General features: G+C 70.0%; 3 protein-coding genes and 1 pseudogene. 3 read left to right on the top strand and 1 reads right to left on the bottom strand.

Translation table 11 applies throughout. The features are described from left to right. The 3 genes and pseudogenes from OOT08_RS16170 to OOT08_RS16160 form a co-directional block, all read left to right on the top strand. Positions 1-183: pseudogene (locus OOT08_RS16170) on the top strand (ribonuclease D); the annotation flags it as partial. Between the two features lie 139 nt (positions 184-322). Next, on the top strand, positions 323-1,504 hold the full coding sequence (locus OOT08_RS16165; RefSeq protein ID WP_442916272.1) for a thiolase family protein: 1,182 nt from the start codon (positions 323-325) through the stop codon (positions 1,502-1,504). A 6-nt stretch (positions 1,505-1,510) separates the two neighbouring features. Beyond that, the gene (locus OOT08_RS16160) at positions 1,511-3,646 is read left to right on the top strand and encodes a 3-hydroxyacyl-CoA dehydrogenase NAD-binding domain-containing protein (protein WP_325093849.1); all 2,136 of its coding nucleotides are present in this window, start codon (positions 1,511-1,513) and stop codon (positions 3,644-3,646) included. Positions 3,647-3,754: 108 nt separating this feature from the next. On the opposite strand, the gene OOT08_RS16155 is transcribed toward OOT08_RS16160, so the two are convergent. After that, positions 3,755-4,219, bottom strand: a 465-nt coding sequence (locus OOT08_RS16155) for a septum formation family protein (RefSeq protein ID WP_325093848.1), incomplete at its 5' end; no start/stop codon positions are given.

Raw genomic sequence — 4,219 nt, 5'->3', positions numbered from 1 at the left:
CGGCTCGGCATGCCCACCGAGAACCTGCTGACCCCCGAGCTGCTGCGCCGGGTCGCGTGGGAGCCGCCCGCCGATCCCACGCCGGCCGCGATCGCGGAGGCGCTCGGCGCACTCGGTGCCCGCCCCTGGCAACTTGACGTAACCGCACCAATAATCAGTGCGGCATTTGTAGGGTCCAGCTAAGACCCCGTTCGGGGCTCGCCCGGGTCCACGGAGAAAACGTGCACGGTCCCCCACCGAACGCTCTGCCTTTCTATGATGGGTGAAGATCACCCAGTTACTACTAACTTTTGGAGGCACAGTGGCCGCGAGGAGAGAAGTCGTGTTCGTCGACGGGGTTCGGACCCCGTTCGGACGCGCCGGCGAAAAGGGCATGTACTGGGGGACCCGGTCGGATGACCTCGCGGTGAAGGCGCTGCAGGGCCTGCTTGAGCGGAACCCCAACCTGCCCCTGGACCGGGTCGACGACGTCGGCATCGCCGCAACCACCCAGCAGGGCGATCAGGGCCTGACCCTCGGCCGGACCGTTGCGCTCCTGGCCGGTCTCCCGATCACGGTGCCCGGCTACGCCCTCGACCGCATGTGCGCGGGCGCGCTCACCGTGTCCACGCTCATGGGCTCCGCGATCGGCTTTGGCCAGTACGACCTCGCGGTCGCGGGCGGCGTCGAGCACATGGGCCGGCACCCCCTCGGCGGCGACGCCGACCCGAACCCGCGTTTCGTGACCGAGAAGCTCGTCAGCCCGGACGCCCTCAACATGGGCATGACGGCGGAGCGCCTGCACGACCGGTTCCCGGAGCTCACCAAGGAGCGCGCCGACCGCTTCGGTATGCTCAGCCAGCACAAGGTGCAGGCCGCCTATGACGCGGGCAACATCCAGCCCGACCTGGTCCCCGTTGCCCTGCGCAGCGAGTCCGGCTGGGGCCTCGCCACCGAGGACGAGGGGCGCCGCCCCGGGACCACGATGGAGGGCCTCGCCACCCTGAAGACCCCGTTCCGCCCGCACGGTCGCGTGACCGCGGGCACCTCCTCGCCGCTGACCGACGGGGCGACCATGTCGCTGCTCGCGGGCGAGGACACCGCCAAGGAGCTCGGCCTGAGCGCCAAGATGCGCATGGTCAGCTTCGGGTACGCGGGCGTCCAGCCCGAGGTCATGGGCCTCGGCCCCGTGCCGTCCACCGAGAAGGCGCTGAAGCTCGCCGGGCTGACGATCGAGGACATCGGGCTCTTCGAGCTGAACGAGGCCTTCGCCGTGCAGGTGCTCAGCTTCCTGGACCACTTCGGCATCGCCGACGAGGACCCCCGCGTGAACCAGTGGGGCGGCGCGATCGCGCTGGGCCACCCGCTGGCCGCCTCCGGCGTGCGGCTGCAGATCCAGCTCGCGCGTCAGTTCGAGCAGCGCCCCGATGTTCGCTACGGCCTGACCGCCATGTGCGTCGGCCTGGGCCAGGGCGGCAGCATCATCTGGGAGAACCCCCACTACAACGGTCGGAAAGGCAAGTAACCGGCAATGACTGACTACACGAAGATCGACTTCGCCCCGCTCGTCGAGGCCAGCGCCGACGAGGTCGTCACCGAGTCCCTCGTGCGCGATGTCGCGCTGCCCTCGGGCGGCGTGCTCGCGCTCATCACCCTGGACAACGGCCGGGACCACACCCGGCCGAACACGCTCGGCCCGCGCACGCTGCAGCAGCTCGGCGAGGTGCTCGACGCGCAGCAGGCACGTGCCGCAGCCGGCGAGATCCGCGCGGTTGCCGTGACGGGCAAGCCCTACATCTTTGCCGCGGGCGCTGACCTCTCGAAGGTCAGCGACCTCGGCACGACCGAGAACGCGCGGCTCGTGACGCAGCTCGGCCACCACGTGCTCGGCAAGTTCTCCTCCATCGGGGTGCCCTCCTTCGCCTTCGTGAACGGGCTCGCGCTCGGCGGCGGCGTCGAGATCGCGCTGCACTGCGACTACCGCACGGTGGACAGCTCCGCCGCCGCGATCGCGCTGCCCGAGGTCTTCCTCGGCCTGATTCCCGGCTGGGGCGGCGCGACGCTCGTCCCGAACCTGATCGGGATCGAGAACGCCCTCGAGGTCATCATCTCGAATCCGGTGAAGAACAACCGCACGCTCAAGCCCGCCAAGGCGCTCGAGCTCGGGCTCTTCGACGCGATGTTCTCCCCCGCCAGCTACCTAGAGCAGTCCATCGCCTGGGCGGATTCCGTGCTCACGGGCGCGACCGAGGTCAAGCGCCCCAATGTGCCCGGCAAGCTGGAGCGCCTCGCCAAGTGGGACGTGGCCATTAAGATCGCCCGCGACACCCTGCAGAGCCGCCTCGGCACCGCCGCGAAGTCGCCCTACGTCGCCCTGGACCTGCTCAAGGCCGCCAAGGACAACAACCGCGCCGCGGGCTTCGAGCGCGAGGACAACGCCCTCGCGGAGCTCATCTCCGGCGACCAGTTCCACGCCTCCATCTACGCCTTCGACCTGGTGCAGAAGCGCGCCAAGCGCCCGGCCGGGGCCCCGGACAAGGCGCTCGCGAAGCCGGTCAAGAAGGTCGGCGTCATCGGCGCCGGGCTCATGGCCAGCCAGTTCGCGCTCCTGTTCGTCCGGAAGCTGCGCGTGCCCGTGGTCATCACCGACCTCGACCAGGCCCGCGTCGACAAGGGCCTCGAGTACATCCGCGGCGAGATCGACAAGCTGCACGGCAAGGGCCGCATCGATGCCGACGAGAGCAACCGCTTGAAGGCGCTCGTGTCCGGCACCACCGACAAGGCCGACTTCGCGGACTGCGACTGGGTCATCGAGGCCGTCTTCGAGGAGCTGGGCGTGAAGCAGAGCGTCTTCGGCGACGTGGAGCAGTACGTGTCCCCCGAGGCCGTGCTCGCGACGAACACCTCCTCGCTGAACGTGGCAGAGATCGGCGCCACGCTCGCGCACCCCGAGCGGCTGGTCGGCTTCCACTTCTTCAACCCGGTCGCGGTCATGCCGCTCCTGGAGGTCGTGAAGACGCCGAAGACCGACGAGGCCACGCTCGCCACCGCGATGGCGACCGCGCGCGCCCTCGGCAAGTCCGCCGTGATCACGGCTGACCGCCCGGGCTTTGTCGTGAACCGCCTGCTTGCCAAGGTCATGGGCGAGGCCGCCCGGGCCCTGGACGAGGGCACGCCGCTGCCGGTTGTGGAGCAGTCGCTCGCGTCGATCGGTATCCCGATGGGCCCCTTCGAGCTGATCGACCTCGTCGGCTGGAAGGTCGCCGCGCACGTGCAGGACACGATGGTGGCCGCGTTCCCGGACCGCTTCTACGCCTCGCCGAACCTGCACGCGCTCGCCGAGATTCCGGAGCCCCTGGAGAAGGACAAGAACCGCAAGGTGAAGGACCTGTCCAAGGCCGCGAAGAAGGCCCTCACCTTCGGCTCCTCCCCCGTCGACGGCGCGACCATCCTGCGCCGCGTCGAGGACGAGCTCGCCGGTGAGATCAAGATCATGCTCGACGAGGGCGTGGTGCACGCGGCCGAGGACATCGACCTGTGCCTCATCCTCGGCGCGGGCTGGCCGTTCCAGACCGGCGGTGCGACGCCGTACCTGGACCGGGTCGGCGCGAGCGAGCGCGTCTTCGGCCAGACCTTCCACGACCCCATCATTGCGGGCGTGCGCTAGGCGCGAGCCGCGGCAACACGAGAACGCCCCCGCGGACCCGATCGGGTCCGCGGGGGCGTTCTCGTGCGGCGGCCCGGTCACGGCCGCGCGCGGGGGAATCGCGGCGAGCTAGCGCCCCGTGCCCTTGACGGACTCGCTCAGGGTGCCCGCCTCGTCGTAGACCATGCAGAGGATCTCGCGGTCCTGGACGGCCGACCAGCCCGCCTCGGTCGGCGTCATCGGCCAGTAGGTGAGCGCGGACTCCGTGTAGTCGATCCCGACGTAGCCCGGGAACTCCGCGACGCAGCGCTCGTCCGCGATCGCCTCCACGGCCGCCTCGCCCGGGTAGTCGCCCTCCTCAAGGTCGAAGGCGAAGAACACCTCGTCGCTGTGCTCCTCGGAGCAGGGCAGCACCGTGAGGGAGGACACGACGGTCGCGTCAGTGCCCTCGGAGACGCAGTCTCCGACCTTCAGGTCGAAGGCGCTCTCAGTGCCCTCGGCGAGCACCTCACCCGCGTCGTCGCGGGCGGGCTTGTCCGCGGGGAGCACGGAGTTGATCACGCTGCACCCGCTCAGGCCCAGCCCGAGCAGGAG

Source organism: Leucobacter sp. M11, from assembly GCF_035726885.1.
Taxonomy (GTDB): domain Bacteria; phylum Actinomycetota; class Actinomycetes; order Actinomycetales; family Microbacteriaceae; genus JAPFRB01.
Note: the sequence above shows the minus strand (reverse complement) of the source record. Positions and strands in the feature narration are given on the sequence as shown.